Below are 24048 nucleotides of genomic sequence, written 5' to 3'. Positions count from 1 at the left end.
GCCGAGGCCGCCGGGAACGCCTACGACGCCGAGCGCCGCGCCGCCGAGTCCCTCGCCGCGGAGGAGCGCCTCGCCGAGCTCCTGAGCCTCCCGGCCGGCGACCTCCCCGGCCGCCCGGCCGCCGGTTCGCCGCTCCCCGGCCAGCGCGCGGCCGGGCCCGCCGAACCGGCCGGCCCGACCGAGGGTTCCGCGTCGGACGACGCCGCTCCCCAGGGGCCGCTCACCGTCACCGAGTTCGACCGGTACGCCGACGAGCTGCGCGCCATGCTCGATCAGGCCGTCACCTCCGCCGAGCGCCAGCTCTTCGACCTGCGCACCGCCGCGGCCGACGACTCCCGCATCCTCGGGGCCCTCGGCGACGGCGGCCTGCTGCCGCCCGGGCCCGACGTCCTGGCCACCGTCGAGTTCCTCGGCGAGCACGGCATCCCCGCCCTCCCCGGCTGGCGCTACCTCGCCCAGGCCGTGGACCCCGCCGACCACGCCCGCGTCCTCGCCGCCCGCCCCGAACTCGTCGACGGCGTCGTGATCACCGACCCCGTCTCGTACGGGCGCGCCCGCGAGGTCCTCGGCACCGCCGCCCTGCTGCCCCGCTCCGCCGTGGCCGTCGGCACCGCCGCCGCCCTGCTCGCCCCTGTGCCCGCGCGCGACTCGGCCGAGGACACGGGCGTCTTCCTCGTCCCGCCGAACCCGGCCATGCACGACGAGCACGCGGCCGACGAGGAGCGCCACGCCCTGCGCGCCCGCGCCGCCGCCCGCGACGAGGAGATCCGCTCCCTCGCCGCCCGCCTCGCCGGGGACCGTTCCCTCGCCGCCCGCATCGGCGCCTGGCGCGCCGACTGCCCGCCCGGGATGCTCGCCGAACTCGCCGCTGTCGCCACGACCGCGCGCGAGACCGCCGAGGCCGCCGCCGCGACCCTCGACGAGGCCCGTACGGCACGGGCGGAGGCCGATGAGACCGCCGCCGAAGCGGCCCAGGTGAGGGACGAGCGCCAGGAGGCCGCCCAGCGCGCCCGCCGGGTCGCCGACGCCCTCGCGGGCCTGGCGTTCCGCCTCCGGGAGCGCTCCGCCTGGCAGGCCAAGCTCCGCGAACTCGCCGACGACGCGACCGAGTCCGAGGCCCGCGCCCAGACCTGCCTTGAGCGAGCCAGGGCCGCCGACGAGGACCGTCGCGCGACCCAGCGCGCCGCCGACGACGCCCACCGCACCGCCCGCGCCCTGCGTGCCGAGCGCGCCGAGATCGCCGGCGCCCCCGACACCCTCCCCGAGCAGGACCCGGCCGCGCCCCGTACCGCGCTCCCCACCCTCCGCGAGGCCTACCGGGCCGCGTCCCAGCTGTACGAGAAGGTCGGCGTAGGCGCCGACCTGCGCGCCGAGCAGGCCCGGGCCGAGAGCGACGAGTCCGCCGCCCTCGCCGAACTCGACCGCCTCACCAACAAGGTCCGCACCCGCGCCGAACAGCTCCTGGAATCCACCGACGGCGCCGACGGCCCGTCCCGCCAGGCCGCGGCCGCGCGCGCCGAGTCCCTGGTCCAGATGCTGGAGACCCGCGCCTCGGAGGCGAGCGAGAAGCTCGGCCGGCTGCGCGGCGAGGCCGAGCGGCTGGCCCCCGAGGACGGCGAGGCGCACACCGAGCTGCCCGAGGAGCTGGTCCCCGCCGACGCCGAGCGGGCGCAGGCGCTGCTCCGTACCGCGACCGCCGAGCTGGCCTCCCGCACCATCGCCCTGGAGTCGGCCCGTGCCGCCCACTCCGGCCTGCTCCGGGACCACCGGGCCGCCGAGGACGCGGCCGGCGGCTTCGACGAGACCGCCGCCATGCTCCGGGACCTGCTCCGCGACCACACGGACGAGGAGCGGGAGGAGTCCGAGCCGTTCCGCGGCACCCTGGACGAGGCCCGTACGGTCGCGGCCGAGGCGCGCCGCTCGCTGCGCGGCCTCACCGCCGAGCTGTCCGCCGCCGACGCCGCCGTCCGCGAGGCGAGCGACATCCTCGTCCGGCACGCCAACTCCACCCGCTACGAGCAGGTCCGCACCCCGGCCCGCCAGCAGATCCGCGAACTGCCCGCGGCCGCGCTGCCCGAGCACGCCGCCAAGTGGGCCGAGGCGTTCGCCCCGCGGCTGCGGGTCCTGACCGACGAGCTCGAGCAGCTGGAGCGCAACCGCGACTCGATCGTGGACCGGCTCCGCGGCCTCGTGGAGTCCTCCCTGGCGACCCTCCGCTCCGCCCAGCGGCTCTCGCGGCTTCCCGAGGGCCTCGGCGAGTGGTCCGGCCAGGAGTTCCTGCGGATCCGCTTCGAGGAGCCCGACCAGGCCACCCTCGCCGAGCGGCTCGGCGAGGTCGTCGACGAGGCCACCCGCGCCGCCGTGAAGAAGAACTCCGACCTGCGCCGCGACGGCATGTCCCTGCTGCTCAGGGGCGTCCAGGCGGCCCTCGAACCCAAGGGCGTCTCCGTCGAGATCCTCAAGCCGGACGCGGTGCTCCGCGCCGAGCGGGTGCCCGTCGGGCAGATGGGCGACGTCTTCTCCGGCGGGCAGCTGCTCACCGCCGCCATCGCCCTCTACTGCACGATGGCGGCGCTCCGCTCCAACGACCGGGGCCGCGACAAGCACCGGCACGCGGGCACGCTCTTCCTCGACAACCCGATCGGCCGCGCCAACGCCACGTACCTGCTCGAACTCCAGCGGGCCGTGTCGGACGCGCTCGGCGTCCAGCTCCTGTACACGACCGGCCTGTTCGACACGACCGCGCTGGCCGAGTTCCCGCTGGTCATCCGGCTCCGCAACGACGCCGACCTCCGGGCCGGCCTGAAGTACATCAGCGTGGAGGAGCACCTGCGTCCCGGCCTGCCGCAGCCCGGGTCGGAGGGGGAGGCCATCCACGGCGAGATCACGGCGACCCGGATGTTCCGCCGCCACCAGTCCGACGACCCCGCCCCGGTCGCCTCGTCCTGACGGGAACGGCGAGCCGTCGGGAGGCTACGAACGAGCGGCCCGACCCCCGCGGGGGCCGGGCCGCTCGTTCGTCGTCCGTGGGGTCAGGCGGCCTCGGACAGCCGCCCCGTCTCCGAACGGCTCTCCTCGCGCCGATCACGGCGTGCCTGGCGCGCCGTGCTGCTCGGCTCCGACACCACTCCGTTGCGCTGGCGCCACACCTGACGGGTGATCCAGACGTCGAGGACACTCCACGTGGCCACGACCGTCGACGCCACCGAGCTGATGGTCATCGGAAACGCCAGCCAGGCCCCGGCGATCGTGCAGTAGAACGCCACCACGGCCTGGACGAGCGTCACCGAGGTGATCATCACGGCCCGTACGGCGGCGTTCCGGACCGGATCGGGCATCCGCTGCCGGCCCTTCGAGTCCTCCACCCACAACTGACGCGCGGACCGCGCCTCGTGTTCCATTGTTCCGTCACTCCCCACCGCTGAAAGACCTCAGGGTCGGCTGCCCGTTGTGAGCGCCTTTACACGGACAGAACCCTCCCCGTACCTATTGACGCACGGCCGAGGGAAAAGGTTTCGCCCGCCCCGGGGTGAACGCGACCGGAGTCCGACCGGAACGAACACTTCCAGCCATCCCCGCCGGTGGGAGAAATGGCACGCCATCAGGTGTCCTACGCCACAGTGGCCGATCCCAACTCCCCGAATACCAGGACAAGTCATGATCAACACTCACTCGACAGGCTGAAAATCGCGCGGACACGCCTTCGAGATGGCCGTGATGCAGTAGTAGGCTCACGCCGCCGTTTGTTTGAAACCGAAGGTTGACGCCGCGTGTTGACGCCGGACGTCACGAACGTGAAGGACCTCCGTGGCGCGCGGGGGCCGAGCAGGGGGAGGCCATGCGCTTTCGCGGGAAGTCCATCCGCCGGAAGATCGTGGCGTTGCTCCTCGTACCGCTCATCTCCCTGACCGGCCTGTGGGGTTTCGCCACGGTCCTCACCGGCCGCGAGGCCGACCAACTCCTCGACGTGGGCTACATCGTCGAGAAGGTCGGCTACCCCCTGGAGGACACCGCACGGGTCATCCAGCTGGAACGCCGGCAGTCGCTGGTCTACCTCGCCGACCCACGGGGCTCCGACGCCCTCGGCTCCCTCCGCGAATCCCGTCGGGCCACCGACCGGCAGATCGCCCGCATCCGCGCCAACGCCGACGACCCCGGCGTACGCGACGAGATGAGGCCCGTCACCGCCCAGCGCCTCAACTCCCTCCTCGAAGCGCTCGACGGCCTCGCCTCGCTGCGCCGCTCCATCGAGATGCGCAGCATCGGCCGCATGCAGGCCCTCGACTTCTACAACCGGCTCGTCGACCCCTGCTACAGCTTCCTGATCACCCTGCACGCCCTCGAGAACGTCGAGATGGACAAGCAGGGCCGTGCCCTCGTCGGCGTGACCCGCGCCCGCGAACTGCTCTCCCGCGAGGACGCCCTCGTCCTGTCCGCGCTCGTCGCCGACCGCGTCACCACGCAGGAGATCCGCGAGATATCCGACCTCGTCGCCAACCGCAAGCAGTTCTACGCGGTCAACCTCGAACTCCTGCCCGCCGCCGAGCGCGAGCGCTTCGAGAAGTACTGGCGCAGCCCCGACACCCAGCCGCTGCGCGCCGCCGAGAACGCGATCATCACCGAGGGCGCCACCGACAGCCCGCGCGCCGTCACCGCCGCGCGCTGGCAGGACCAGGCGAGCCCCGTCCTCGACGACCTCGCCCGCGAGAACACCGCCGCGGGCGACCGCTACCAGGACCGCGTCCAGCCCGCCGCCTACAGCGTCCTCCTCAAGGTCGGCGTGGCCGGCGTCCTCGGCTTCCTCGCGCTGCTCGCCTCCATCGTCATCTCCGTCCGCATCGGCCGCGAACTCGTCCGCGACCTGCGGCGCCTCCAGAAGGAGGCCCAGGAGGTCTCCGGAGTGCGCCTGCCCAGCGTGATGAGGCGGCTCGCCGCCGGCGAGCAGGTCGACGTCGGCACCGAAGTGCCCCACCTGCGGTACGGGGACGACGAGGTCGGCCAGGTCGGCCAGGCCCTCAACACCCTCCAGCGCGCCGCCGTCGAAGCCGCCGTCAAGCAGGCCGACATGCGCCGCGGCGTCTCCGAGGTCTTCGTCAACCTCGCCCGCCGCAACCAGGTCCTGCTGCACCGCCAGCTCACGCTCCTCGACACGATGGAGCGGCGCACCGAGGACACGGACGAGCTGGCCGACCTCTTCCGGCTCGACCACCTCACCACCCGCATGCGCCGGCACGCCGAGGGCCTCGTCATCCTCTCCGGCGCCGCCCCCTCCCGTCAGTGGCGCAAGCCCGTCCAGCTCATGGACGTGGTCCGCGCCGCCGTCGCCGAGGTCGAGGACTACGAGCGGATCGAGGTGCGCCGACTGCCCCGCCTCGGCGTGGGCGGACCCGCCGTCGCGGACCTCACCCACCTCATCGCCGAACTCCTGGAGAACGCCACCGTCTTCTCGCCCCCGCACACCGCCGTGCAGGTGCTCGGCGAGCGGGTCGCGAACGGCTTCACCCTGGAGATCCACGACCGCGGCCTCGGCATGAACCCGGACGCCCTCCTCGACGCCAACCTGCGGCTCGCCGAGACCCCCGAGTTCGAGCTCTCGGACACCGACCGCCTCGGCCTCTTCGTGGTCAGCCGGCTCGCCCAGCGCCAGAACGTCCGCGTCTCGCTCCAGACCTCCCCGTACGGGGGCACCACCGCGGTCGTCTTCATCCCGGCCGCGCTGCTCACCGACGCCCCCGAGACCCAGGGCGCCGGATTCCGGCTGGACCGCAAGTCCCTCGAACGCGCGGAGCGGCCCGAGGACGCGTCCCCCGACAGCGGCACGCTGCCGCTCCGCCGGCCGGCCCTCGCCAGGGTGCCGGACGCGGCCGAGACGCCCGGCCCGCTGGACGGCCCCGTCGAGCTGGAAGCCCCGCTCGGCAGCGACGACTTCGACGTGCTCATCGACCGGTCCGCGGACCTCCTCGACACCGAGAGCGAGCGCGGCGGTCTGTTCCGTCCCCGCGACCGGCGCCGCGGCGGACTCGCGCCCGCGAGCGAGCAGCACCAGCAGGCCCCGGACCAGACGACCCGCCGCGGCGAGGACGACGCGCCCGCCGACGGCGCCGTACCGCTGCCCCGCCGCCGCACCACCCCCACGCTCGTCGTGGACCACGGCCGCCGGGTCGACGAGCCGGACCGGGCCGACGCTCCCGACCGCGCCCACCCGATCCCCGGCCGGGCGCACCCCGATCCGGGCCGGGCGACCGAACGCCCCGGCGCCTCCCGGCCGCACGCCCACGGCGGCGGGCAGGACGACCCGACCGGCTCCGCGCGCGCCACCGGCCCCACCCTCGTCCCCGTACCCCCGCGAGGTCCCGTACCGCCCTCGGGCCTCCTTCCGGACGGCCTCGTCCCGGAGGGTCTCGTCCCGCCGGAGAGCCACGACCCGTTCGGCGGGCTGCCCCGCCGGGTGCGCCAGGCGAGCCTCGCGCCGCAGCTGCGCGAGGGCGACCGCCCGGCCGGCCGCGGTACGGGAGGGCGCGACGGATCGCGTACGACCGCCGGCGACGAGCGCCCCGAGTCCTTCGAGCGCGACGCCGAGGAGGTACGCGCGCGCATGGCCGCCATGCAGCGAGGCTGGCAGCGCGGGCGACGGCACGACGCCGGCCAGGACGACCCGACAGCACCAGGAACGACACCCGAGGGGGACGGTCGATGACCGCACCGAACGCCGCAGCACACAGCACCACCTCCGGCCACGGACACGGAAACGGCGAGCTGAACTGGCTCCTCGACGAGCTGGTCCAGCGCGTCGGCTCCATCCGGAAGGCCCTGGTGCTCTCCAGCGACGGTCTCCCCACCGGTGCCTCCCAGGAGCTCACCCGGGAGGACGGCGAGCACCTGGCCGCCGTGGCCTCCGGCTTCCACAGCCTCGCCAAGGGCGTCGGCCGCCACTTCGAGGCGGGCAAGGTCCGCCAGACGGTCGTCGAACTGGAGGACGCCTTCCTCTTCGTCACGGCGGCCGGCGACGGCAGCTGCCTGGCCGTCCTCGCGGACGCCGACTCCGACGTCGGCCAGGTCGCCTACGAGATGACGCTGATGGTGAAGCGGGTCGGGGCCCACCTCACGACGGCACCCCGGACCGGCCTGCCCTCGGGAGGGTGAGTGGGACGGCATGAGTGACGCAGCCGAGCGTAACCAGCTGAAGCAGGGCCGCACCCCAGGCCACCACCACTGGTTCGACGACGACGCCGGGCCTGTGGTCCGTCCGTACGCGATGACCCGCGGCCGGACGAGCGCCGCCACCCGCCACCGGCTCGACCTGATCGCGGTGGTGGTACCCGAGCCCGCCGCGGACGACCCGGGCCGTGACCAGACGCTCTCCCCGGAACACGTGGAGATCGTCGAACGCTGCTCCGAGCAGCCCCAGTCGATCGCCGAGCTCGCCGCCGGCCTCGACCTCCCCGTCGGGGTGGTCCGAGTCCTCGTCGGCGACCTCGTCGAGGACGAACTCGTCCATGTGACCCGCCCCGTTCCGCCGGCCGAGCTGCCGGACGTGAGCATTCTTCGCGAGGTGATCAATGGCCTTCGGGCGCTCTAGCCGCAAGAAGCCCTTCGTCGAACCGGTGACCCTGAAGATCCTGGTCGCGGGCGGCTTCGGGGTGGGCAAGACGACGCTGGTCGGTGCGGTCAGCGAGATCCGGCCCCTGCGGACCGAGGAGATCCTCAGCGAGGCGGGGCGTCCCGTCGACGACCTGCACGGCGTCGAGGCCAAGACGACCACCACGGTCGCCATGGACTTCGGGCGGATCACCCTCCGCGAGGACCTCGTCCTGTACCTCTTCGGCACGCCGGGCCAGGACCGCTTCTGGTTCCTGTGGGACGAGCTGGCACAGGGCGCGCTCGGCGCGGTCGTCCTGGCGGACACCCGCCGCCTGGAGGACAGCTTCGCGGCGATCGACTACTTCGAGCGGCGCGGCATCCCGTTCACGGTGGCCGTCAACTGCTTCGAGGGTGCGCAGCGGTTCCCCGCCGAGAGCGTGCGCGGGGCACTGGACCTGGACCCCGAGGTCGAGCTCCTGATGTGCGACGCGCGCGACCGCGAGTCCGTGAAGAACGTCCTCGTGGCGGTCGTCGAGCACGCCCTCGTCCTCGCCGACCGGACCCACGCGGCGGTGACGACCTGACGGGAGGCCCCACCGGGGCCTCCTCCGCCGCGAGCACCGCGCGCCTCTCAGCGCACGGCCACCACCGCCGAGCCGTGTCCGAACAGGCCCTGGTTGGCGGTGATGCCGACCCGTGCCCCGGGCACCTGGCGGTCGCCCGCCGTGCCCCGGAGCTGCCAGGTCAGTTCGCAGACCTGGGCGATGGCCTGGGCGGGCACGGCTTCCCCGAACGAGGCGAGGCCGCCGCTGGTGTTGACGGGAAGCCGCCCGCCGAGCGCCGTGGCGCCCTCCCGGAGCAGCTTGGCGCCCTCGCCGGCCGCGCAGAGCCCGATGTCCTCGTACCACTCCAGTTCCAGGGCGGTGGACAGGTCGTACACCTCGGCGAGGGACAGGTCGTCGGGCCCGATCCCCGCCTCCTCGTAGGCGGCGCGGGCGATCGACGCGCGGAAGGTGCGCGCGGCGGGGGAGACGGCCACCGCCGAGTCGGTCGCGATGTCGGGGAGGTCGAGGACCGCCTTGGGGTAGGTGGGGGAGACCGTGGACACCGCCCGCACCCGGACCGGGTCGGGGTGCCCGTGGCGACGCGCGAACTCCATGCTGGAGAGAACGAGCGCGGCGCCCCCGTCGGAGGTGGCGCAGATGTCGAGGAGCCGCAGCGGGTCGGCGACGACGGCGGAGGCCGCGACCTCCTCGGCGGTCACCGTCCTCCGGTACCGGGCGAGCGGGTTCAGCGCCCCCGCCGCCGCGTTCTTCACCTTCACCCGGGCGAAGTCCTCGGAGGTGTCGCCGTACAGCTCCATCCTGCGGCGCGCGTAGAGCGCGAAGTACGTGGGGTTGGTGGCCCCGAGGATCCGGAACCGCAGCCAGTCCGGATCGTCCGGGCGTTCGCCGCCCGCCGGGGCGAAGAACCCCTTGGGCGTCGAGTCGGCGCCGACGACCAGGACCACGTCCGCCAGGCCGGCGAGGATCTGGGCCCGCGCGGTCCCGATGGCCTGGGCGCCCGAGGCGCAGGCGGCGTACACGCTGGTGACGCGCGCCCCCTGCCACCCGAGCGCCTGGGCGAAGGTCGCCCCGGCCACGTATCCCGGGTATCCGCACCGCATGGTGTCGGCGCCGACGACCGAGCCGATGTCGGACCAGTCCAGGCCGGCGTCGGCGAGCGCGGTGCGGGCGGCGGCCGTCCCGTACGAGACGAAGCTCTGCCCCCATTTGCCCCACGGGTGCATCCCGGCCCCGAGTACGGCGATGTCGTTCACGACCGCTCCTCCCGCCGCTCCTGTGCCACGGGCCGCCAGTTCCAGGTGGTCCAGATGTGCCGGTCGTCCTCGTTCAGGACCCCCGGCACCACCTCGACCTCCGTGCCGACGGCCAGATCGGCCGTCGACACACCGGGCGCGGCCTGTCCGAGCACCACCATCGCCTCGGCCGCCAGCTCGACCGCGACGAGGGTGTACGGCTCCCAGGGCGCCTCCGGGTCGGAGACGTAGGGGGCGGGCGGGCGGTAGCGGCCGTCCGTGTACGACCAGACCCGGCCGCGCGGCGAGAGCGGTACCTCCGCGAGCTCACCGCCGCCCGGGCAGCCCGGGTTGCGGCACCAGCCGTCCTCGCGCGGGAAGAACACCGACGCGCAGGCGGAGCAGCGGGTGCCGAGCAGACGGAACTCCGCCTCCGGCACGGTGTCGTCGGTGAACCAGCCGTCCACCACCGGTCTGCGCGTCCGTGCCATCGAGGCCTCCCGTACCACCGACCACCACTGATCTGACGAACCGTCAGGAGTGTGGCACGGGGCGGCCCCGACGCGGAAGACTCAGTGCCCGGCCACCGACCGCCTCGCCACCGGGAAGTCGAAGAACGTCGAGGGGAACGGCTCCGGCTTGAACGTGAAGTGCCACCACTCCTCCGGCAGGTTCACGAAGCCCTGCTCGGCCAGCACCCCCTTGAGCAGCTGCCGGTTGGCCCGCTGGACCCCCTGGATCCGCGGATCGTCGGTGTGCGACCGGGTGTCGAAGCAGTCGTACCCGGTCCCCATGTCCACGGAGTTGTCCGGAAACCGCTCCTCCCGGGGCGCGTAGCACTCCACCAGCCGCTCTCCCGGCACGTACGCGCGCGTGCGCACCGCCGGCAGCCGCACCACCGTCAGGTCCACCGTCGAACCCCGGCTGTGCCCCGACTTCTCCGCGATGTAACCGTCCGCGAACAGCCTGGACTTGTCGACCAGCGGATAGAACTCCCCCTTCATCCGCTCGTCCGCCAGGTCCTTCGCCCAGCGCACGAAGTGGTCGACGGCCCGCTGCGGCCGGTAGCAGTCGTACACCTTCAGCGAGTAGCCCCGGGCCAGCAGCCGTACCTGCGCGCGGTGCAGCGCCTCGGCCGCGGGCCGGGTCAGGACGCACAGCGGCTGCCGGTAGCCGTCGACCGGCTCGCCCACGAAGTTGTGCGTCGTCGCGTAGCGCATCTCCTGGATGATCGTCCGGTCCACCGAGCTCAGCGCCACGAACTCCCGTGGGGCCGTGGGCTCCGGCGCGGCGGACGCCGGGGGAGCGGGGGCCGCGACGGTGCCCGCGAGGGCGAGCAGCCCGGCCGCGGCCGTGACGGCGAGGGTACGGAAAGCGGATACGAGTCCTGTCATGCGCACCGTCTACCAGTTCCGGCAGCGCCGGGAAAGGCCGATCGCGTACGGTCGGGCCGTGAAGGACTCCCACTGCTCCTCCTGCGGCGCGGCCCACACCGCCGACGCCGGCTGGCCCCGCACCTGCCCGGCCTGCGGCGACACCGCGTACCGCAACCCTCTGCCCGTCGCCGTCGCCCTCCTCCCCGTCACCGACGGAGCGGGGACCGGCCTCGTCGTCATCACCCGCACCATCGAGCCCATGCGCGGCGGCACGGCCCTCCCCGGCGGCTTCGTCGACCACGCCGAGGACTGGCGCGCCGCCGTCGCCCGCGAACTGCGCGAGGAAACCGGGATCACGGCCTCCGCCGAGGACGTCCGCCTCGCCGACGCACTCAGCTCCCCCGCCGGCCACCTGCTCCTCTTCGGCCTCCTCCCACCCCGCCCCGCCGCCGCCCTGCCACCCTCCGTCCCCACCGACGAGACCAGCGGCCACCACGTGCTCCACTCACCCCAGGAGCTCGCCTTCCCCCTCCACACGGAGGCGGTACGGAGATGGTTCGCCGGCCGCTACGAGTAGCCAGCGCGCACGCCGGACCCCGGACGTCCGCCGGCTCGGGCTCGGGCCCGTCCGCCGGCGCCGGTCACGGTTCCCGGCCCGGGTCCGGCCCCTTGGCCCCGGGCGGCCCACAGCCGTCGGCTCCCCCGGACGCGTCCCCTAGCCGTCGAGGCCCCTCACGCGCACGGGCAGCCCCGCTGGCCCCACGCCGGTGTCCGTCACCCGCTCCACGACCACCCGGCCGTCGACGAGCCGCGACTGGTACCGCTCGATCTCGGCCGGCTCCCAGCCGTCCCCCGTGTCCCGTACGACGAGCCCGCCGCCGGTCCGCCCCGCGGCGGGCGCCCACACCTCCAGGGCGAGGCCGCCGTCCTCGCCGCGCACCGCGAGCACCGCACCCGCCCGGGCCAGCACCGGCACCCGGGACAGCGGGGCGTCGAGCAGCACCTGCCCGGGGCCCTCGTACAGCTGCCCCGTCGCCGTGTCGTACCAGTGCCCGCGCGGCAGCCGAACCGCCCGCCGGTCGGCCCCCCGGGTCAGGACCGGCGCCACCAGCAGCGAGTCGCCGAGCAGGAACGCGTCCTCGCAGTCCCGCAGCTGCCGGTCCTCCGGCGTCCCCCACCACAGCGGCCGTACGTACGGCGCGCCCGTCATCCGCGCGAGCCGGGCGAGCGTCTCGAAGTACGGCCGCAGCCGCTCCCGTTCGGCCAGCGCCACGCGCGCGTGCTCCAGGACCTCGGGCCCGAACTCCCACGGCTCACGCCGCCCCGCGTCGAGCGCCGCGTGCGTGCGGAACAGCGGCAGCCACGCCCCCAGCTGGTACCAGCGCAGGAACAGCTCCGGCGACGGGCTCCCGTCGAAACCGCCCACGTCGGGCCCCGAGTACGGCACCCCGCACAGCCCGAGCCCCAGGACCAGGGAGAGCGAGGCCCGGAGCCCCGGCCACCCCGTCGACACGTCGCCCGACCAGGTCCCCCCGTACCTCTGCATGCCCGCCCAGCCCGAACGCGAGAAGAGGAACGGCCGCTCCTCGGGCCGCAGCCCGCCCAGCCCCTCGTACCCGGCGCGGGCCATCGCGAGCCCGTACACGTTGTGCGCCTCCCGGTGGTCACCGCCCCGCCCGTCCAGGGCGTGCCGCGCCGAACGCGGCAGCGTCGGGTCGCCGAAGGGCACGAAGGACACGGGCTCGTTCATGTCGTGCCAGACCCCGGAGAACCCCTGCCGCAGCCGCTCCTCGTACAGCCCGCCCCACCACTCCCGTACCGCGGGATCGGTGAAGTCCGGATACGCGCACGTCCCCGGCCACACCTCGCCGTGGACCTCACGGCCCCGCCCGTCCCGGACGAACGCCCCGGCCGCCCGCCCCTCCTCGTACACCGCGTTACCCGGCTCGACCGGCACCGCCGGGTCCACGATCGACACCAGCCGCACACCCTGCTCCCGCAGCTCCGCCGCGAGGCCCGGCAGATCCGGAAACCGCTCCCGGTCCACCGTGAACACCCGGTGCCCGTCGTAGTGATCGATGTCCAGGTGCACGGCGGACAGCGGAAGACCCCGCTCCCGGTACCCGGCGACCACCCGCCGCACCTCGCGCGCGCTGCCGAACCCCCAGCGCGCGTGCTGCGGGCCGAGCGCCCAGGACGGCGGCAGCGCGGGCGCGCCCGTCAGCGCCGCCCAGCCGTGCAGCACGCGCGCGGGGGTGCCCACCACCACCCAGCAGCGCAGCGGCCCGCCCCCCATCCGCACCTCGACGCTCCCCGGCCGGTCGTGACCCGAGCCGTCCCCCTCCTCGCCCTCGGCCAGGGTGACCCGGCCCTCCCAGGAGTTGTCGTGGAACGCCAGGTGCGTGCCGGCGTCCGAGACCACGAACTGCACCGGCATCGTGATGTACAGCGGATCGTCGCCCGGCGCGAAGCGCCCCTTGGGGTCCGTGTTCCACAGCCGGTACGAGCCGTCCCGCAGCCGCGGCCCCGCCGACCGCCCGCCGAGCCCGAAGAACCGCGCGTCCGCCGGCACCTCACTGCGCTGCACCCACCGAGCGCCCTCCCGGTCGGGCCGCTCGTCCGCCCCGCCCGCCACCGGCTCCCACCAGCGCGGCGGCAGGTCCCGCCGCAGCATCACCCCACCGGGCGTGCGGACCTCCACCGCCCCGTGCCGGGACACCGCGACCGTCACCCGCTCGGACACGATCCGCCACCCGCCGTCCGTGTCCGGCTCCAGCGAGGCCCGCGGATCGGGCTCCGGCGCCCCGTCGGCGACGGCGTACGAAGGCAGGGGCTCGGCACCGTCCCAGCCCAAGAACACGGTGCCGCCCGCCGACACGCAGATCCGCAGCGAGGACCGGGCGAACCGGACGGTTCCCCCGCCCGGCCCCGCCTCCGCCTCCACCGCGAGCCCGGGCACCCGCGCCCGCTCCGCCCCGCGCGGCGGCAGCCCCCACGCGTCCGCACGGTGCCGCCGCCAACCCGCCCGTACCGTCCGCAACCCCTTCACCGAACCGAACACCTTGATCGAACGCACCAGTCCACGACCGTCCATGACGATCACCCTGCCACCCACCTGGGGCGATACAGGCTTCGTTCAACTTCCGTTCACCCATGGTGGGAGCACATATTCAACTGGCCGACCATGGGCGGCCAGCCCTGGTGCGAAAGACGATCACATGGCATCGTCCTGTCAGCCGCGTCACGCGCACACCCCAGCACGTGCGCCCGACACACGCCGACCCCGCGTACAGCCAGGGAGCCACCCGATGACATCAGCCCAGACCGATCCGCTCTGGCAGCCGGACGACGAACGCATCGCCTCGGCTGCCGTCACCCGCTTCCAGTCCTGGGCGGCCGAACACCACGGCGCCCCGGCCGAGGGCGGCTACCCGGCACTCCACCGCTGGTCGGTCGACGAGCTCGAAGCCTTCTGGCAGGCGATCGCCGAATGGTTCGACATCCGCTTCGCCACCCCGTACGAGCGGGTCCTCGGCGACCGCTCGATGCCCGGCGCCTCGTGGTTCCCCGGAGCCACCCTCAACTACGCCGAGCACGCCCTGCGCACCGCGGACGAACGCCCCCACGACACCGCCCTCCTCCATGTGGACGAGACACACGACCCCGCGCCCACCACCTGGGCCGAGCTCCGCCGCCAGGTCGGTTCCCTCGCCGCCGAACTGCGCGCCCTGGGCGTACGCCCCGGCGACCGCGTCAGCGGCTACCTGCCCAACGTCCCGCAGTCCGTCGTGGCCCTGCTCGCCACCGCCGCCGTCGGCGGCGTGTGGACCTCCTGCGCCCCGGACTTCGGCGCCCGCAGCGTCCTCGACCGCTTCCAGCAGGTCGAGCCGGTCGTCCTCTTCACCGTCGACGGCTACCGCTACGGCGGCAAGGAGCACGACCGCCGCGACACCGTCGCCGAACTGCGGGCCGAGCTCCCCACCCTCCGGGCCGTCGTCCACATCCCGCTCCTCGGCACCCCGGCCCCCGAGGGAACCCTCGCCTGGGACGACCTCGTCGCCGCCGACGTCGAGCCGGTCTACGAGCAGGTGCCGTTCGAGCACCCCCTGTGGGTCCTGTACTCCTCCGGCACGACCGGCCTGCCCAAGGCGATCGTCCAGTCCCAGGGCGGCATCCTCGTCGAGCACGTCAAGCAGCTGGGCCTGCACTGCGACCTCGGCCCCGACGACGTGTTCTTCTGGTACACCTCCACCGGCTGGATGATGTGGAACTTCCTCGTCTCCGGCCTCCTCACCGGGACGACCGTCGTCCTGTACGACGGCAGCCCCGGCTACCCCGACACCGCCGCCCAGTGGCGCGTCGCCGAACGCACCCGCGCCACCTTCTACGGCACCTCCGCCGCGTACGTGATGGCCTGTGCCAAGGCGGACGTCCACCCGGGCCGCGACTTCGACCTCTCGGCCGTGAAGTGCGTCGCCACCACCGGCTCGCCGCTGCCCCCCGACGGCTTCCGCTGGCTCCACGACGAGGTCCGCGAGAACCTCTGGATCGCCTCCGTCAGCGGCGGCACGGACGTCTGCTCCTGCTTCGCCGGCGCCGTCCCGACCCTCCCGGTCCACATCGGCGAGCTCCAGGCCGCCGGCCTCGGCACCGACCTGCAGTCCTGGGACCCGTCCGGCAAGCCCCTCATCGGCGATGTCGGCGAACTGGTCGTCACCAACCCCATGCCGTCCATGCCGATCCACTTCTGGAACGACCCCGACGGCAGCCGCTACCGCGACAGCTACTTCGAGATGTTCCCGGGCGTCTGGCGCCACGGCGACTGGATCACGATCACCGACCACGGCTCGGTCGTCATCCACGGCCGCTCCGACTCCACCCTCAACCGGCAGGGCGTCCGGATGGGCAGCGCCGATATCTACGAGGCCGTCGAACGCCTCCCGGAGATCCGCGAGTCCCTCGTCATCGGCCTGGAGGAGCCGGACGGCGGCTACTGGATGCCGCTCTTCGTCCACCTCGTCGACGGCGCCACCCTCGACGACGAGCTGATCGGCCGCATCAAGCGGACGATCCGCACCGAACTCTCCCCGCGCCACGTCCCCGACGAGATCATCGAGGTCCCCGGCGTCCCCCACACCCTCACGGGCAAGCGCATCGAGGTCCCGGTCAAGCGCCTCCTCCAGGGCACCCCCCTGGCCAAGGCCGTCAACGCCGGCTCCGTCGACGACCTCGGCCTCCTCCACTTCTACGAGTCCCTCGCGGCCAACCGCCGGGGCTAGCAGGTGCCCGACCCACGACCGGGGGCCCGCCGATCCGACCGGATCAGCGGGCCCCCGGCCGTACGGGCCGCCCCTTCCGGCCGACCCGCCCGGTCGGCCCTTCCGGTCAACCCCTCACGTCAGCCCCTCACGTCAACCCCTCACGTCAGCCCCCTCGGGCAGCTCTCCCGTGGCCCCGGCGGCCGCCTTGACCAGCACCGCCGAGACCCCGAGCACCGTCCCCGCCCGCCCGGCCGACGTGTCCTCCGTGAGCACGGTCCGCTCCCCGAGGAACGCCGACGTCCTCCGGTCGAAGACCCACTGGGTCTGCTCGCCGTGGGAGGTACGGGCCACGGCGACGCCCTCGCGCCCGGCCGCGTCCTTCGCCGACGGCAGCACGGTCACGCCGGGGATCCGCGCCGCCGCCTCGTACAGCGCGGCGGTGACCTTCGGCGGGGCCCAGGTCTCCGCGAGCAGGGTCCCGATCGCGCTGAACGCTCGCTGGTCGGCGTCGCCGCCACCCGCGCGCGTGCCGTCCTCGACCAGCCGCAGCAGCACGTCCGGATCGGTGGGAAGCGTCGCCACGTACGCGTGCGTCGGGTTCGTCACCGAAGGCGGCGCCGTCGCGAGACCGGTCTTCCGGGGAGCGGCCCCGCGGTGGTCGATCTCGTACACGGGCAGCTCCGCCCCGAGCGTGGAGTCGGCCACCCCCGGCTCGCGCAGCAGCCCGGGCCGGCTGCCGTCGGCGGAGAGCCACACCTCACGCTGGTGCGCGGGCGGCAGCGCGGCGGGACCGCCGTCCGCCCCGCGCCCCGCGTACGCGACGAGGCTCCGGATGTACACGTACCCGCCGGGCCCGGCGTCCGGCGCGGGCGCCGCCGCCGCCGCGAGCGCTGCTCCGGACAGGACCCGCACGGCATCGGCGGACGCCGACTCCCCGGCCGACACCCGTCCGCGCGACGACCCGGCCGGCGTCTCCGGCGGCGCGAGCACCACGACACCCGCTACCACCGCGCAGGCGACCGCCGGCGCGGCGATCCAACCGCGCCCGAACCCCCGACGCGGACGGGTCGCGCGAACCGGTCGGATCCCCCCGCCGTCCCCGGCCTCCAGGGCGGTCCGCAGGACGGCATACCTCAGGTGCCGCTCCCGCTCCTGCGTCAGGTCGGGCACCGGCGGCGGGGGCAGCAACTCCGCGAGCTCGGAACGCAGCAGGTCGTCCGCGTCGGCGTGCGTCGTGCGGGGCGTGAAGGCGTTCATGCCTGGTTCTCCGTGGTCGGTCGGGGCCCGAGGGCCGGTCGGACGGTCGAGCGGACGGCGACGGCACCGGACCCGACGAAGGATGCGGGCCCGGTTCCGGGTGTTGTCCTGGGTCCGTCGAGCAGGTCGGGCGTGGACCCGGGGGTTGCCCTGGGTCCGTCGAGCAGGTCGGGCCCCAGACCTTCCCCGGAGCGTCCGGGCGTCACCACCGAGCGCGCCACTCGCCGTACGTCGCCTGCGTGTCACCGCCGGCACTCGCCGTCCGTCGACCGCGCGTCACCACCAGGCACGCCGCTCGCCGTCCGTCGTCCGCGCGTCACCGACGGCACGTCACCCGCCGTACGTCGCCTGCGCGTCCCCGAGCACCTCAGCGAAGTCCGCCGCGAGGCGCACCGCGTCCGCCGGTGCGAGCGTCGCCGTCGTGATCCGCACCGCAGGCGGCGCCGCGACGCGGAACCGCGCGCCCGCCGCGACCCACCAGCCCTGCGTCCGCAGCCCGTTCACCACCGCCGACTCGTCCCGCACGGGGACCCACACGTTCAGCCCGCTGGCGCCGACGGCACGGATACCGTGCGCGCCGAGCGCGCCGATCAGCGCCGCCCGCCGCTCCCCGTACGCCGCCTCGCCCGCCGCCACGAGCTCGCGTACGGCGGGGTCGGTGAACAGGCCGGCCACGGTCTCCTGGAGCACCTGGCTGACCCAGCCCGACGTCATCAGCATCCGCCCGTCGTGGCGCGCCGTCGTGACCGCGTCGCACGCGACCCCGGCCCACCGCAGGTCGATGCCCAGGTGCTTCGACACGGTCCGCACCTGCGCCCATCGCCCGAGCCCGGCCGCCCCGAGCGTGTGGGCCGCGGCCCCGCCGATCTCCGCGTTGTGGTCGTCCTCGACGACGAGCACCTCCGGGAACTCCCGCAGCACCGACGCCAGTTCGTCCCGACGCGACCGCGTGAAGAACGCCCCGGTCGGGCACTGGCCCCGCGGACTGCACACCACCGCGCGCACGCCGGCCCGCAGCGCCGTCCGCAGCGCGTCCGGTACGAGCCCCCCGTCGTCCACGGCGACCGGGACGATCCGCAGCCCGAGCGCGGGCACCAGGTCGAGCAGGTGATGGAAGCCGGGATCCTCCACGGCCACCGCGTCACCGGGCCGCAGCTCCGTCGACAGGAGCCGCGCGATGCAGTCGAGCGCGCCGTGCGCGAACGTCACGTGCTCCGCGGGCACCCCGTCCCGCTCGAACCATTCCCTGGTCAGGTCCTCCAGGACCGGCAGCCGCGGGGCCGCCCGATGGGACCCGTACACGGGGGAGACGCTCGACGGCGGACGCAGTACGGGCAGGAAGGCGGGGTCCGGATGCCCGCCGGCCAGGTCCACGAGACCGCCGGGCACGCGCGGCGGACGCCGGGACGCCACCGACGGCGCCTCCGCCACCACCGTCCCGCCCCGGCCGCGGGTGACGATCAGCCCCCGCTGCCGCAGCTCCTTGTACGCCGTCGCCACCGTCCCCGGACTCACCCCCAGCGTGTCGGCGAGCCGCCGCACGGGAGGCAGGGCGTCCCCCGGAGCGAGCCCCCCTTCGGCCACGCCCCGCTCGACGGACGCGGAGATCCCCTTGGCCGTCGTGCCCTCGATCGCATATTGTGCTGCCACGTAACTGATTATGTATCAACACAAAAGAATGCGCAAGGGGGACCCATGAGCCGCACCACCCACCCGCCCCGCCCACCCTTCAGGGAACGCATCCCCGGAGGCCGCGACGGACGCCGCATGCTCGTCATCGGCTTCATCGACAAATGCGGCAGCGGACTCTGGTCCACGGCCATGGCGCTCTACTTCACCTACGTGACCGGCCTCGGCCTCGCCCAGGTCGGCCTCCTCGTCGCCCTCTCCGGCGCCGCCGGCATCGCCGGCGCACCCCTCGGCGGCCGACTCGCCGACCGCTTCCCCCTCGTCCGCGTCATCATCTGCACCCAGCTGCTGCGCGCCGCGGCCCTCCTCTCCCTCCTCACCACTGACGACTACCTCCTCCTCGTCCTCCTCTCCGCCGCCGGCGCCCTCCCCGACCGCGCCACCAACGTCCTCACCAAGCTGTACGCGGCCCGGGTCGCCGGCCCCGACCGCGTCCGCTACCAGGCCATCAACCGCACCACCTCCAACATCGGCTGGACCCTCGGCGGACTCGGCGCCGCGGCCGCCCTCGTCGTCGGCTCCACCACGGCCTTCCAGCTCCTGCTCGTCGGAGACGCCCTCTCCTACCTGGTGATGGCCGTCCTCACCCTCCGCTGCGCCGAACCGCCCTCCCCGGCACCCTCCCGCGTCGCCGCCGCCTCCACCGACGCGCCCCCCACGACCAAGCGCTCCAACCCCTGGCGCGACCGCAGCTTCCTCGCCTTCACCGCGGGGGAGTCCGTCTTCTTCCTCCACGACTCGATCCTCCAGGTCGCCCTCCCGCTCTGGATCGTCCACGCCACCGACGCCCCCGTCGGCCTCGCGCCCGTCCTGATGGTCCTCAACAGCGCCCTCGTCGTGGTCTTCCAGGTCCCGCTCTCCCGCTACGGCGGCAGCACCGACGCGGCACGCCGCCTCTTCACCCCGCTCGCGGTCCTCTTCGCCGCCGGCACCCTCTGCCTCGCCGTCTCCCCGCTTGGCGGTCCCAGCCTCGCCGTCACCGCCCTGGTCGCCGCCGCCGTCGTCCTCACCTTCGCCGAGATGATCCACACCATCGCGTCCTGGGAGATCTCCATCGCCCTCGCACCCGACGACGCGCAGGGCGCCTACCTCGGCGTCCACGGCCTCGCCCAGTCCACCCAGCGCTTCGCCGGCCCCCTCGTCGTGACCGGCCTCGTCTCCGCGGGCCCCCTGGCCTGGCCCTTCCTCGGCGCCGCCCTCGTCGCCACCTGCGCCGCACAGCACCGCCTGGTCCGCCGACGCCTCACCGAACCGTCACTGTCAGTGGCGAAGGTTACGGTGAGTGAGCACTGATCGGATCGTCACAGGGGGAGACATGACCCGGACCAGCACCACCACGACCCACCTCCGCCGCGCCCTGCGCCGCGAGGTCCCCAGCACCGTCGGCCTCCTCGCCGACGAGCACGACTTCACGGCGATGCGCCGCTACCGCACCTTCGCCTTCGACGACCACACCACCTACCTCCAGCAGGTCGAGGCCCTCCTCAAGACCCTCGCCGGACAGGGCGGCCACACCACCGTCACCCTCTTCGACCCCGAGGAGTACGCGGCCTGGTGCACCGAAACCGCCCTCGACCCCGACCACCCCACCAGCCGCAGCCGCTTCACCGCCCACCTCGCCGCCACCGGCGCCCGCGTCACCTATACGGGACAGCCCCTCACCACCCTCCTCCCCGAGCTCGTCGACACCGCCGTCCGCCACGCCACCTGGCAGTACGCCACCACCGTCCTCGCCACCGCGGGCCCCTGCGCCACCTGCGGCGAGGACATCGGCCGCGCCGCCTTCGAGCGGGCCGACCACCTGCTCGGACGACTCCTGGAAGCCGCCGGACCCGGCACCCACCACCTCGTCTGCAGCGTCCCCGCCGCCGACGACCAACTCCTCGCCGTCCTCCACACCCACGGCACCGGCCGACCGGAGGACGCCACCGCCACCGAGTTCACCGCCGTCCTCGCCGCCGGCATCGCCCTCGCCGCACCCGCGGGACTCGTCCTCCGCACCGCCACCCCGGACGCCCCCGACCACCTCCACGGCTGGCGCCTCACCGACGGCACCCTCACCCCGCTCACCGAAGCCGAGGTCTTCGCCGCCTACTGCACCGACGCCCGCACCGGCGAACCCCTCTCCCCTGAACCGGGCGTCGCCTACCGCGCCGGCTTCCCCCTCACCCCCGACCCCGACGACGACCACCCCTTCCACCACTGAGCCCACACACACCGAAGGGGCCTCCCGTCACCACATGACGGAAAGCCCCTTCGATCAACGCCGGACGCCCGGGATCACTCCCCGGACAGCACCGCCTGCGCGGCGATCCGCGCGTCGTGCGCCGTGTCCGCCGCACGGGCCGCAGCCGCGGCCCGCTCGCACTGGGCCAGCGTGTACTTGGCCAGCGTCGCCCGCACGTACGGAATCGACGCCGCACCCATGGACAGGGAGGTGACCCCCAGACCCGTCAGCACACAGGCGAGCAGCGGATCCGAGGCGGCCTCGCCACAGACACCACAGCTCTTGCCCTCGGCCTTCGCCGCCTCGGCGGACAGCGCCACCAGGTCGAGCAGCGCCGGCTGCCACGGGTCCTGCAGCCGGGACACCGCACCGACCTGACGGTCGGCCGCGAAGGTGTACTGCGCCAGGTCGTTGGTGCCCAGCGACAGGAACTCGACCTCCTGCAGGATCGAGCGCGCCCGCAGCGCGGCCGAGGGAATCTCGACCATCGCACCGAACTTCGCCCGCAGCCCCGCCTCACGGCACGCGTCGGCGAACGCCTTCGCGTCCGTACGGTCCGCCACCATCGGCGCCATGACCTCGAGGTACACCGGCAGCCCCTCGGCCGCCTTCGCCAGCGCGGTCAGCTGCGTCCGCAGCACGTCCGGGTGGTCGAGCAGCGACCGCAGTCCCCGCACACCGAGCGCCGGATTCGGCTCGTCCACCGGCGTCAGGAACTCCAGCGGCTTGTCCGCACCGGCGTCGAGCACCCGCACGACCACACGGCCCTCGGGGAACGCCTCGAGCACCTTGCGGTAGGCCTCGACCTGCTTCTCCTCGGACGGAGCCTTCTTGCTGTCGTCCAGGAAGAGGAACTCCGTACGGAACAGACCGACACCCTCGGCACCGGCCTCCACCGCCGCCGGCACGTCCGCCGGACCGCCGACGTTGGCCAGCAGCGGCACCTTGTGCCCGTCCGAGGTCGCACCCGGACCGATGGACGTCGCCAGCGCGGCCTTCCGCGCGGCGGCGGCCTCGGTCAGCTCCGCCTTCTTCTCCTCGCTCGGGTCCACGAACAGCTCACCCGTGGAACCGTCGACCGCGATGAGCGTGCCCTCGGCCAGCTCACCCGCACCCGGCAGCGCCACGATGGCCGGCACACCGAGCGCCCGCGCCAGAATCGCGCTGTGGCTGGTCGGCCCGCCCTCCTCCGTCACGAACCCGAGCACCAGCGTCGGGTCGAGCAGCGCCGTGTCGGCCGGCGCCAGGTCCCGCGCGATCAGCACGTACGGCTCGTCACTGTCCGGCACGCCCGGCATCGGCACGCCCAGCAGCCGCGCGACGATCCGGTTCCGCACGTCGTCCAGGTCGGCGACCCGCCCGGCCATGTACTCACCGGCACCCGCCAGCAGCTCGCGATAGTGCGAGAAGGCGTCGTAGATACCGCGCTCGGCCGTGCTGCCGACCGCGATCCGGCGGTCGACGTCGGCGATGAGCTCCGGGTCCTGGGCGATCATCGCCTGGGCCTCGAGCACCGCCTGGGCCTCGCCGCCGGCCAGGTTGCCCCGGGCATTGAGGTCCGCGGCCACAGCCTCCACGGCCTGACGGGCGCGCCCCTGTTCGCGCTCCGCCTCATCGGCCGGAATCTGCTTGGCCGGCGGTTCGAGGACCGCCGTGCCCATGTGCCGGACCTCGCCGATCGCCACCCCGTGGCTGACGCCGACGCCTCGCAGCGTTGTCTCCATCTCACCCGTCTCCGATTGAGCGACGGCCCCGGCCGCCGCGTTGAATGTCGAACTCGCGGTCGTCACCAGGACGAACCGGCTCAGTTCCAGCCGAAGAGCTGGTCGCCGGCCTTCACGTCGCCGTCCACGACGACGTCGACGAGCGAGTCCGCAGTGGCCTCCAGGGCCACGATCGGGCAGATGGGGGACTTGCCGGCGGCCTCGACCGCGGCGGGGTTCCAGCGCACGACGGCCTGTCCGCGCGTCACGGTGTCACCCTTGTTCACGAGGAGCTCGAAGCCCTCCCCGTTGAGCTGGACGGTGTCGATGCCCAGATGGGTCAGCACACCGTGTCCGTGCTCGTCGACGACGACGAAGGCGTGCGGGTGCATGGAGACGATGACCCCGTCGACAGGGGACACCGCCTCAGAGGGCTCGCGCACGGGATCGATGGCGGTACCCGGACCGACCATCGCACCGGAGAAGACCGGGTCGGGAACTGCGGAGAGACCGATGGCGCGTCCAACAAGCGGCGACGTCACGGTTGTCATGGGAAGCCTCCCAGGGGCGGAGATTGTGTGGCGCCGTCACTACCTGTCCTGGACGGCGTACTGTTCTGAAGCGTATGTCATAGGAAGTCCCAGTTCCGCACGAGACGTACCAGTTGGGCGGAGCTAGGGACTACCAGCGACGATTTGCCTCTACTGACGGTGGGATGTACTGTCGTACTCCTGCCTGACCCCAACGCGGCCTTGAGTCGCGGGTCGGCAGCACCTATCAAGCCAGATCCTAACCCCAGTGGTCTACACCTCTGCATGCTCGCGGAGGACGTGGTCAGGGGGACCGAGAAAGCCTGGTAATGTTTGACCCCGCCGGGAACGGAAAACGCGAAAGCGAATTCCACACCCAGCAGCCCGCTCCAGCGGGTGGCAGAAACGGAAATCGGATCTGCTAAGCTGGAAACACGAAGTACCGAAGGGAAAGCCCGGAGGAAAGCCCGAGAGGGTGAGTACAAAGGAAGCGTCCGTTCCTTGAGAACTCAACAGCGTGCCAAAAATCAACGCCAGATTAGTTGATACCCCGTCCATCTTCGGATGGCGAGGTTCCTTTGAAAGTCCTGCCGGCCCTTGTGGCGGGTAGGCAACATACACAGCGA

Annotated in this window: 17 protein-coding genes and 1 pseudogene; 9 read left to right on the top strand and 9 right to left on the bottom strand. The window is 73.7% G+C overall.

Annotation, left to right across the window (positions count from 1 at the left end; all coding sequences use genetic code 11):
* Nucleotides 1-2949 (top strand): annotated as a pseudogene (locus MRBLMG1_RS33015) (hypothetical protein); the annotation flags it as partial.
* A gap of 83 nt (nt 2950-3032) precedes the next feature.
* Here MRBLMG1_RS33015 and MRBLMG1_RS33010 read toward each other — a convergent pair.
* Nucleotides 3033-3401: a hypothetical protein gene (locus MRBLMG1_RS33010; protein ID WP_367827817.1), complete on the bottom strand. Its 369-nt coding sequence runs from the start codon at nt 3399-3401 to the stop codon at nt 3033-3035.
* 437 nt (nt 3402-3838) lie between these two features.
* Between MRBLMG1_RS33010 and MRBLMG1_RS33005 the strand changes: the two genes are divergently transcribed.
* The 4 genes from MRBLMG1_RS33005 to MRBLMG1_RS32990 are packed head-to-tail and all read left to right on the top strand — an operon-like array spanning nt 3839 to nt 8165.
* Nucleotides 3839-6697, top strand: coding sequence for a nitrate- and nitrite sensing domain-containing protein (locus MRBLMG1_RS33005; protein WP_367827816.1), 2859 nt, complete (start codon nt 3839-3841; stop codon nt 6695-6697).
* Entirely contained in the window at nt 6694-7143 is a 450-nt protein-coding gene (locus MRBLMG1_RS33000) for a roadblock/LC7 domain-containing protein (RefSeq protein ID WP_367827815.1), read from the top strand. Before MRBLMG1_RS33005 ends, MRBLMG1_RS33000 begins: the two co-directional genes overlap by 4 nt.
* Before the next feature lie 10 nt (nt 7144-7153).
* Nucleotides 7154-7579 carry a DUF742 domain-containing protein gene (locus tag MRBLMG1_RS32995; protein ID WP_367827814.1) on the top strand — a complete coding sequence of 142 codons (426 nt, stop codon included), beginning with the start codon at nt 7154-7156 and terminating at the stop codon, nt 7577-7579.
* Complete coding sequence (locus MRBLMG1_RS32990) at nt 7560-8165, top strand: GTP-binding protein (protein ID WP_367827813.1); 606 nt, start codon at nt 7560-7562, stop codon at nt 8163-8165. The genes MRBLMG1_RS32995 and MRBLMG1_RS32990 overlap by 20 nt, the downstream gene beginning before the upstream one ends.
* 47 nt (nt 8166-8212) lie before the next feature.
* Here MRBLMG1_RS32990 and MRBLMG1_RS32985 read toward each other — a convergent pair whose 3' ends face one another.
* From MRBLMG1_RS32985 to MRBLMG1_RS32975, 3 genes are all read right to left on the bottom strand, one after another.
* Nucleotides 8213-9400: a lipid-transfer protein gene (locus MRBLMG1_RS32985; RefSeq protein WP_367827812.1), complete on the bottom strand. Its 1188-nt coding sequence runs from the start codon at nt 9398-9400 to the stop codon at nt 8213-8215.
* The gene (locus MRBLMG1_RS32980) at nt 9397-9870 is read right to left on the bottom strand and encodes a Zn-ribbon domain-containing OB-fold protein (protein WP_367827811.1); all 474 of its coding nucleotides are present in this window, start codon (nt 9868-9870) and stop codon (nt 9397-9399) included. Before MRBLMG1_RS32980 ends, MRBLMG1_RS32985 begins: the two co-directional genes overlap by 4 nt.
* Nucleotides 9871-9951: 81 nt before the next feature.
* Entirely contained in the window at nt 9952-10773 is an 822-nt protein-coding gene (locus tag MRBLMG1_RS32975; RefSeq protein ID WP_367827810.1) for a M15 family metallopeptidase, read from the bottom strand.
* On the opposite strand from MRBLMG1_RS32975, the gene MRBLMG1_RS32970 reads away from it, so the two are divergent.
* A complete protein-coding gene (locus tag MRBLMG1_RS32970) occupies nt 10772-11332 on the top strand; it encodes an NUDIX domain-containing protein (RefSeq protein ID WP_367827809.1) in 561 nt (186 codons plus the stop codon). The two genes, MRBLMG1_RS32975 and MRBLMG1_RS32970, sit on opposite strands and share 2 nt — an antisense overlap.
* Before the next feature lie 138 nt (nt 11333-11470).
* On the opposite strand, the gene MRBLMG1_RS32965 is transcribed toward MRBLMG1_RS32970, so the two are convergent.
* Nucleotides 11471-13849: a glycoside hydrolase family 31 protein gene (locus tag MRBLMG1_RS32965; protein ID WP_367827808.1), complete on the bottom strand. Its 2379-nt coding sequence runs from the start codon at nt 13847-13849 to the stop codon at nt 11471-11473.
* 214 nt (nt 13850-14063) lie between these two features.
* Between MRBLMG1_RS32965 and MRBLMG1_RS32960 the strand changes: the two genes are divergently transcribed.
* Nucleotides 14064-16034, top strand: a complete 1971-nt coding sequence (locus MRBLMG1_RS32960; protein ID WP_367827807.1) for an acetoacetate--CoA ligase — start codon at nt 14064-14066, stop codon at nt 16032-16034.
* A gap of 132 nt (nt 16035-16166) precedes the next feature.
* On the opposite strand, the gene MRBLMG1_RS32955 is transcribed toward MRBLMG1_RS32960, so the two are convergent.
* Nucleotides 16167-17273: a CU044_5270 family protein gene (locus MRBLMG1_RS32955; protein WP_367827806.1), complete on the bottom strand. Its 1107-nt coding sequence runs from the start codon at nt 17271-17273 to the stop codon at nt 16167-16169.
* A gap of 330 nt (nt 17274-17603) precedes the next feature.
* Complete coding sequence (locus MRBLMG1_RS32950) at nt 17604-18923, bottom strand: aminotransferase class I/II-fold pyridoxal phosphate-dependent enzyme (protein WP_367827805.1); 1320 nt, start codon at nt 18921-18923, stop codon at nt 17604-17606.
* Nucleotides 18924-18968: 45 nt separating this feature from the next.
* Between MRBLMG1_RS32950 and MRBLMG1_RS32945 the strand changes: the two genes are divergently transcribed.
* Nucleotides 18969-20255: an MFS transporter gene (locus tag MRBLMG1_RS32945; protein WP_367827804.1), complete on the top strand. Its 1287-nt coding sequence runs from the start codon at nt 18969-18971 to the stop codon at nt 20253-20255.
* A 22-nt stretch (nt 20256-20277) separates the two neighbouring features.
* Nucleotides 20278-21168: a hypothetical protein gene (locus tag MRBLMG1_RS32940; protein WP_367827803.1), complete on the top strand. Its 891-nt coding sequence runs from the start codon at nt 20278-20280 to the stop codon at nt 21166-21168.
* Between the two features lie 74 nt (nt 21169-21242).
* Here the strand turns inward: MRBLMG1_RS32940 and ptsP are convergent, their stop codons facing one another.
* Both ptsP and MRBLMG1_RS32930 read right to left on the bottom strand, forming a co-directional pair.
* The gene (gene ptsP / locus MRBLMG1_RS32935; protein ID WP_367827802.1) at nt 21243-22913 is read right to left on the bottom strand and encodes a phosphoenolpyruvate--protein phosphotransferase; all 1671 of its coding nucleotides are present in this window, start codon (nt 22911-22913) and stop codon (nt 21243-21245) included.
* Between the two features lie 80 nt (nt 22914-22993).
* Nucleotides 22994-23443 (bottom strand): PTS sugar transporter subunit IIA, encoded by a 450-nt coding sequence (locus MRBLMG1_RS32930; protein ID WP_367827801.1) that lies wholly within the window; start codon nt 23441-23443, stop codon nt 22994-22996.
* Nucleotides 23444-24048: the final 605 nt, after the last annotated feature.

The sequence above is a fragment of the Streptomyces sp. LMG1-1-1.1 genome, assembly GCF_040815545.1.
Taxonomy (GTDB): domain Bacteria; phylum Actinomycetota; class Actinomycetes; order Streptomycetales; family Streptomycetaceae; genus Streptomyces.
Note: the sequence above shows the minus strand (reverse complement) of the source record. Positions and strands in the feature narration are given on the sequence as shown.

What these genes read in the sequence shown, in the direction of transcription:
- MRBLMG1_RS32975 (WP_367827810.1), bottom strand. Translation starts at nt 10,773, where the DNA reads ATGACAGGACTCGTATCCGCTTTCCGTACCCTCGCCGTCACGGCCGCG.
- MRBLMG1_RS32990 (WP_367827813.1), top strand. Translation starts at nt 7,560, where the DNA reads ATGGCCTTCGGGCGCTCTAGCCGCAAGAAGCCCTTCGTCGAACCGGTG.
- MRBLMG1_RS32980 (WP_367827811.1), bottom strand. Translation starts at nt 9,870, where the DNA reads ATGGCACGGACGCGCAGACCGGTGGTGGACGGCTGGTTCACCGACGAC.
- MRBLMG1_RS32995 (WP_367827814.1), top strand. Translation starts at nt 7,154, where the DNA reads ATGAGTGACGCAGCCGAGCGTAACCAGCTGAAGCAGGGCCGCACCCCA.
- MRBLMG1_RS32965 (WP_367827808.1), bottom strand. Translation starts at nt 13,849, where the DNA reads ATGGACGGTCGTGGACTGGTGCGTTCGATCAAGGTGTTCGGTTCGGTG.
- MRBLMG1_RS33010 (WP_367827817.1), bottom strand. Translation starts at nt 3,401, where the DNA reads ATGGAACACGAGGCGCGGTCCGCGCGTCAGTTGTGGGTGGAGGACTCG.
- ptsP (WP_367827802.1), bottom strand. Translation starts at nt 22,913, where the DNA reads ATGGAGACAACGCTGCGAGGCGTCGGCGTCAGCCACGGGGTGGCGATC.
- MRBLMG1_RS33000 (WP_367827815.1), top strand. Translation starts at nt 6,694, where the DNA reads ATGACCGCACCGAACGCCGCAGCACACAGCACCACCTCCGGCCACGGA.
- MRBLMG1_RS32930 (WP_367827801.1), bottom strand. Translation starts at nt 23,443, where the DNA reads ATGACAACCGTGACGTCGCCGCTTGTTGGACGCGCCATCGGTCTCTCC.
- MRBLMG1_RS32960 (WP_367827807.1), top strand. Translation starts at nt 14,064, where the DNA reads ATGACATCAGCCCAGACCGATCCGCTCTGGCAGCCGGACGACGAACGC.
- MRBLMG1_RS32945 (WP_367827804.1), top strand. Translation starts at nt 18,969, where the DNA reads ATGAGCCGCACCACCCACCCGCCCCGCCCACCCTTCAGGGAACGCATC.
- MRBLMG1_RS32940 (WP_367827803.1), top strand. Translation starts at nt 20,278, where the DNA reads ATGACCCGGACCAGCACCACCACGACCCACCTCCGCCGCGCCCTGCGC.
- MRBLMG1_RS33005 (WP_367827816.1), top strand. Translation starts at nt 3,839, where the DNA reads ATGCGCTTTCGCGGGAAGTCCATCCGCCGGAAGATCGTGGCGTTGCTC.
- MRBLMG1_RS32970 (WP_367827809.1), top strand. Translation starts at nt 10,772, where the DNA reads ATGCGCACCGTCTACCAGTTCCGGCAGCGCCGGGAAAGGCCGATCGCG.
- MRBLMG1_RS32955 (WP_367827806.1), bottom strand. Translation starts at nt 17,273, where the DNA reads ATGAACGCCTTCACGCCCCGCACGACGCACGCCGACGCGGACGACCTG.